Source organism: Nostocoides japonicum T1-X7, from assembly GCF_001046855.1.
In the GTDB taxonomy this organism is placed as follows: Bacteria; Actinomycetota; Actinomycetes; order Actinomycetales; family Dermatophilaceae; genus Nostocoides; species Nostocoides japonicum.
Genome location: NZ_HF570958.1, coordinates 4599504 through 4605077, shown reverse-complemented (window position 1 = coordinate 4605077; position 5574 = coordinate 4599504). Strand labels below are relative to the sequence as shown.

Here is a 5574-nt window from a genome sequence, read left to right as displayed (position 1 = left end):
CCGACCGCCTAGGGTTCGTCGTATGCCGCTCGAGCCGCACCCCGTGACGGGACAGCCGTTTCCGTCACCGGTGCCGCCGGGCACCGGCTGGCCCGGCGACCCGGCCGACGCGGCCACCCCGGTCGCCCGCACGCCCGCGCGAGTCGTCAGGCTCGCGCGGGCGTCGGCGTCCGTCGAGGAGCTGAGCGCGCGGGTCTCCGTCTGTCGGGCCTGCCCCCGCCTCGTCGAGTGGCGGGAGACCGTCGCCCGTCAGGGTCGACGGGCGGCCTTCGCCGACCAGCCGTACTGGGGCCGCCCCGGACCCGAGTTCGGGCCGGCCGACGCCCCGGTCCTCATCGTCGGTCTCGCCCCGGCGGCGAACGGCACGAACCGGACGGGTCGCCTGTTCACCGGCGACCGGGCGGGCGACTGGCTCTACGCCGCGCTGTTCCGGGCCGGGTATGCGAACCAGCCCACCTCGGTCGCCGCCGGGGACGGGCTGGAGCTGAAGGGGATCCGTATCACGGCGGGCGTGCACTGCGCTCCCCCGGCGAACAAGCCGACGACACAGGAGCGGGCGACCTGCGCCCCCTGGCTCGAGCGCGACCTGCAGCTGGCGGAGCCCCGTCTGCGGTCGCTCCTCGCCCTCGGGTCCATCGCCTGGGACGCGACGCTGGCCGCGGCGCGGGCCGTCGGCTGGCAGGTCCCCCGTCCGAAGCCGCGGTTCGGCCATGCCGCGGAGGCGACCCTCACGACCGCCGCCGGGCGTCGCATACGGCTCGTGGGGTGCTACCACGTGAGCCAGCAGAACACCTTCACCGGCCGGCTGACCGAGCCGATGCTCGACGCGGTCCTCAGCACTCTCTGACGCCGGCGTTCCACAGGTCCCAGGTCTGCAGGAGCCAGAAGGCCGCGAAGAGCGCGATCTGGGACGCCTCGATCCAGAACAGGCCGTGCGCCCAGTCGGCGAGCCAGGTGACGAGGCCCAGCACGGCGCCGCTGACGACGGCGAGGACGGCGATGGCGAGGTACCCGTTCGCCAGGTCGCGGCGGACCATCGGCCGGCCCTGGCCGCCGGCGGTCTGCCGGGCCTTGCCCCTGGCGTTCGCGATGACGACGACGACCATGCAGACGAAGAGCGGGATGGCCGACGCGTAGTGGGCCCACCGCAGGAAGGAGTCCCGTCCGAACCAGAACCACAGGGTGCCGACGACGACGAGGAGCGTGCCAGCGGCGAGGCCGACGACCACCTCCCGGCGGAACGGGAGGGCACCGGCATCGCGACGCGCCAGCCACCACGTGACGACGAGCGAGAGGGCCGCGACGAGGAGGAGGGCTCCGACGTTGTTCGCGACGTTCGGGCCGGCGTCGTCGACCGCGACCGGGGCGGACGAGCACTCCTGGGGGTCGGCGATCGGCACGAACGCGACGACCGGGGCGAGGGCGCCGGCGATGTTGAGGAGGATGTCCTCGACCGCCGTGTTCCCCTTGACGACGATGAGGCAGACGCCGACGGCGACGAGCGAGCCGACGAAGACCCCGCGGACAGGGGTGTAGTAGTAGGAGCTGATCGACGTTCGCCAGCACGACCCGCCCGAGGCGGCGATCTCGATGACGAGCGAGGCCGCGAGGAGCAGCACGCACGCCACCATGGCGAGCCGGAGGTAGCGGTAGGTCTTGAGGACGTCCGAAGCCTCGCTCACGACAGCCGAGTATGCCGTGGGCCGGCGTCATCGCTGCGGTCCGGCACCCGCGAGCCGCACGTCCGCACGTGTCGAGGTGTTCGGGATCTGCCGGGCCGTTGCACAGGACATCCTCCGATTCACGAGGCAGAGTCGAGTGATGAGCACTCCCCGTTCGCACCTGTCCTCCCTGGCTCGACGGTCCCTCACCCTGGGTGCCGTTCTCGCCGCGGGATCCGTGGTGGCTGCCGGCTGCTCGAGCGGCTCCGACGACGTGGCCGGCTCGCAGACGAGCGCGACCAGCTCCCCGAGCGCAGCGGGCCCTTCCCCGTCGACCACGAGCACCACGACGGGCACCCCGGGGTCGAGCGCGACCTCGTCCGGCGGGTCCGGGGCGTCCGGCACCGGGACCACGGCCCACGCCTGCACGTCGAGTGACGTCACCCTCGCCGTGAAGCCGGCCGGCGCCGCCGCCGGTCACGTCCTCGACGACCTCGTCGCGACGACCCGGACCGGCCACTCGTGCACGCTCCGCGGATATCCGGGGGTCTCGCTCGTCGCGACGCCGACCGGCGCGCCCATCGGGCACCCGGCCGTCCGCGTGCGCACGACGGTCACGACGGTCTCCCTCGGGCCGGGCCAGTCGGCCACCTCCGCGATCCAGCTCGCCCAGGCCGCGAACTACGGCGACCGGTGCACCCAGCGGAAGGCGACCGGACTCGCCGTCTACCTCCCGGATCAGAGGGACCGCCTGTTCGTCGCGGCGAGCGCCACCGCCTGCGCCGAGACCTCGATCGAGCTCCTCCAGGTCAAGCCCTTCGCCCGCTGAGGGATCGCCCGACCCCAGGGGCGGCCCTCCTCGCCCAGCCCACCTTCGCCCGGTCCGCGCTGCCCGTCCCACGGACGGATCTCCTCGCCCGACCCCACGGGGCGGATCTCCTCGCCCAGGCCTCGTTCGCCCGGCCCACCTCGCCCGGTCCGCGCTGCCCGTCCCACGGACGGATCTCCTCGCCCGACCCCACGGGGCGGATCTCCTCGCCCAGGCCTCGCTCGCCCGGCCCACCTCGCCCGACCCACGGCCTCCCGCGTGCCGCCCGCAGCGGGGCACTCGCCGGCGATCGGCGGGCACCGGCATACCCTCGCGGCATGACGATCCGCGACGCCCGGCCCGAGGACATCCCCGATCTGCTGCGTCTGGTCCATGCGCTCGCGGAGTACGAGCGGGAGCCGGACGCCGTCGAGGCCACGCCGGAGATGTACACCGACGTGCTCTTCCCGAGCGACGGCGCCCCGACCGCGCACGCCATCGTCGCCGAGGTGGACGGGCGCGTCGTCGGGATGGCGATCTGGTACCTCACCTTCTCGACGTGGACGGGCGTCAACGGGATCTGGCTCGAGGACCTCTTCGTCGAGCCCGGGCAGCGCGGGTCGGGCCTCGGGAAGGCGCTGCTCACCCGGCTCGCGCAGATCTGCGTCGAGCGGGGGTACCGGCGGCTCGAATGGTGGGTGCTGCGCTGGAACACGCCGTCCATCGAGTTCTACCGCTCGCTCGGCTCGGTGCCGCAGGACGAGTGGGAGGTGCATCGGGTCGACGGCGACGCGCTGCTGCGCCTCGGCGCGCTACCGGTCGCCTGACCATCGCCTTCCGGGGCACCTCGGTCCCTCGTGGGGAAGCTGGCCGTCGCCAGGACGACGACCAGCTTCCCCACGAGGACGCCCGATCCGACGAGCACGCCGGGCCCGTGGCGGCGACGGCACCCGCGGTGCGCGCCGCGTGCGGCGCGCCCCATGCGGCATAGGCTGGCCGTCGTGCCCGTCCAGCCCCGTCCCGACCACGATGTCGAGCGGGCGCTCGTCGTCGCCGCCCATCCGGACGACGCCGACTTCGGTGCCGCGGGGACGATCGCCGGGTGGGCCGCCGCGGGCATCGAGGTGACGATCCTCTGCTGCACCCACGGCGAGCAGGGCGCCCGCCCCGAGGCGGACATCACCCAGATCCCGGCACTCCGCGAGCGCGAGCAGCGGGCGGCGAGCGCGACCCTCGGCGTGACGGACGTGCGGTTCCTCGACGGCCACCGCGACGGGTGGCTCGTCCCCTCCTTCGACCTCCAGCGCGACATCGTCCGGGTCATCCGCGACGTCCGGCCGCAGCGGGTCCTCTGCCAGAGCCCGGAGCGGTGGTACGAGCGCCTGCAGGCCTCGCACCCCGACCACCTGGCGGCCGGCGAGGCGACGGTCCGTGCCTGCTACCCCGCCGCCGAGAACCCCTTCGCCTGGCCCGAGCTCGGCCTCGACTTCTGGCATGTCGGCGAGCTGTGGCTCATGGCGCACCCCACGCCGAACCACGCCGTCGACACGACCGAGCACTTCGACCGGAAGGTCGAGGCGCTCCGCCGCCACGCCTCGCAGACCGGCCACCGGGAGGATCTGGAGACCTTCCTCCGGCGCGCCGGGGAGGGTGTCGCCCGCCGGTTCGGCCTGGCGGAACGGCATACGGCAGAGCAGTTCTGCGTCATCCAGATCAACTGAACCCTCGAAGGAGACCCGGTATGCCACGTGCCCTCGTCGTCCCCCGCAACGGCGGCTCCGACGTGCTCGAGGTCCGGTCCGTCCCGGAGCCGGTCGCCGGCGACGGCGACGGCGAGGTGCTCGTCGACGTCGCCGCGGTCGGGGTCAACTTCATCGACGTCTACCAGCGCCAGGGGGTCTATCCCGTCCCGACCCCGTTCGTCCTGTGCTCCGAGGGCGCCGGGACCGTCGTCGGCACCGGCGAGCGCGTCGCCTGGCCGCAGACTCGCGGCTCGGCGACGTCGCGGATGGCCGTGCCCGCCGACCAGCTCGTCCCCGTCCCCGGCGAGGTGGACCTCGAGACGGCCGCCGCCGCGATGCTCCAGGGGATGACCGCGCACTACCTCGTCAACAGCACGTATGCCGTGCAGCCGGGCGACCTGTGCCTCGTCCACGCCGCCGCGGGCGGGGTCGGGCAGCTGCTCGTGCAGATGATCAAGGCCAAGGGCGGCGTCGTCGTCGCGACGGCCGGCTCACCGGAGAAGCTCGCCAAGGCCACCGCCCTCGGTGCGGACCACGCCGTCGACTACACCCGGACCGACGGACCCGAGGAGCTCGCCGCGGCCGTCAAGGAGGCCGTCGGAGGGCAGGGTCTGCACGTCGCCTACGACGGGGTCGGGAGGGCCACCTTCGACGCCTCCCTCGCGTCGCTGCGGCCGCGGGGGACACTCGTCCTCTTCGGTGGGGCGAGCGGTCAGGTGCCGCCCTTCGACATCCAGCGCCTCAACGCCGGCGGGTCGCTCTTCCTCACCCGGCCGAGCCTCGGCCACTACCTGCTGACCCGCGAGGAGCTGCTGTGGCGGGGCGAGTCGGTGCTCGGCGCCATCGCCGACGGGACGCTCCGGATCGAGATCGGCGGGCGCTGGCCGCTGGACGAGGCGGCCGCCGCATACGACGCCCTCGAGGGACGCGCGACGACCGGCAAGCTCCTCCTGCTCCCCTGATATGTAGTCGATTTTGTCAAGTGGGCGTGGTGAAGCGGGGTCCTCTGCCTGGGTGGGAGGGGACCCCGCTTCGTCGTTGCCGGGGGTGGTGGCCGGAGGCGGCGTGTCAGGCGACGCGCGGTCAGTCTGATATGCGCGGGTTGGGTACCGCAGGGCCCTTGTTTCGGCTGGACAGGCGTGGCGTGTCTGAGGTCGAGCGTGCCCCTATGGGGGTGCTCACAGGGGAGTCGCCGGTGCTGTCCTCGCGCTGCTGGCCGGTCATCACGGGTGTCCCGGCAACGGGACTGTGGGGGTTAGTCGTCCATCACGGCCAGCGACCAGCACCAGCCGGCCAGTTCGCGGGCGATGGCGGTGGTGGCCACGGTGTGACGTTTCTTGTGGTCGGTCAGGATCTGCCAGCG

Annotated in this window: 6 protein-coding genes; 5 read left to right on the top strand and 1 reads right to left on the bottom strand. The window is 73.5% G+C overall.

All coding sequences use genetic code 11. The features are described from left to right. Positions 1-22 precede the first annotated feature (22 nt). Positions 23-847, top strand: a complete 825-nt coding sequence (locus tag BN12_RS20910) for a uracil-DNA glycosylase (RefSeq protein WP_048555501.1) — start codon at positions 23-25, stop codon at positions 845-847. Here BN12_RS20910 and BN12_RS20905 read toward each other — a convergent pair. Then, positions 834-1682 (bottom strand): hypothetical protein, encoded by an 849-nt coding sequence (locus BN12_RS20905; RefSeq protein ID WP_048555499.1) that lies wholly within the window; start codon positions 1680-1682, stop codon positions 834-836. The two genes, BN12_RS20910 and BN12_RS20905, sit on opposite strands and share 14 nt — an antisense overlap. Positions 1683-1821: 139 nt before the next feature. On the opposite strand from BN12_RS20905, the gene BN12_RS20900 reads away from it, so the two are divergent. The 4 genes from BN12_RS20900 to BN12_RS20885 all read left to right on the top strand — a co-directional run bounded on the left by BN12_RS20900 (position 1822) and on the right by BN12_RS20885 (position 5173). Beyond that, the gene (locus tag BN12_RS20900) at positions 1822-2490 is read left to right on the top strand and encodes a DUF4232 domain-containing protein (protein WP_048555491.1); all 669 of its coding nucleotides are present in this window, start codon (positions 1822-1824) and stop codon (positions 2488-2490) included. Beyond that, on the top strand, positions 2439-3296 hold the full coding sequence (locus BN12_RS26525; protein WP_268807038.1) for a GNAT family N-acetyltransferase: 858 nt from the start codon (positions 2439-2441) through the stop codon (positions 3294-3296). The genes BN12_RS20900 and BN12_RS26525 overlap by 52 nt, the downstream gene beginning before the upstream one ends. A gap of 174 nt (positions 3297-3470) precedes the next feature. After that, positions 3471-4190, top strand: coding sequence for a PIG-L deacetylase family protein (locus tag BN12_RS20890; protein ID WP_235432483.1), 720 nt, complete (start codon positions 3471-3473; stop codon positions 4188-4190). Positions 4191-4210: 20 nt separating this feature from the next. After that, on the top strand, positions 4211-5173 hold the full coding sequence (locus BN12_RS20885) for a quinone oxidoreductase family protein (RefSeq protein WP_048555480.1): 963 nt from the start codon (positions 4211-4213) through the stop codon (positions 5171-5173). Positions 5174-5574 lie beyond the last annotated feature (401 nt).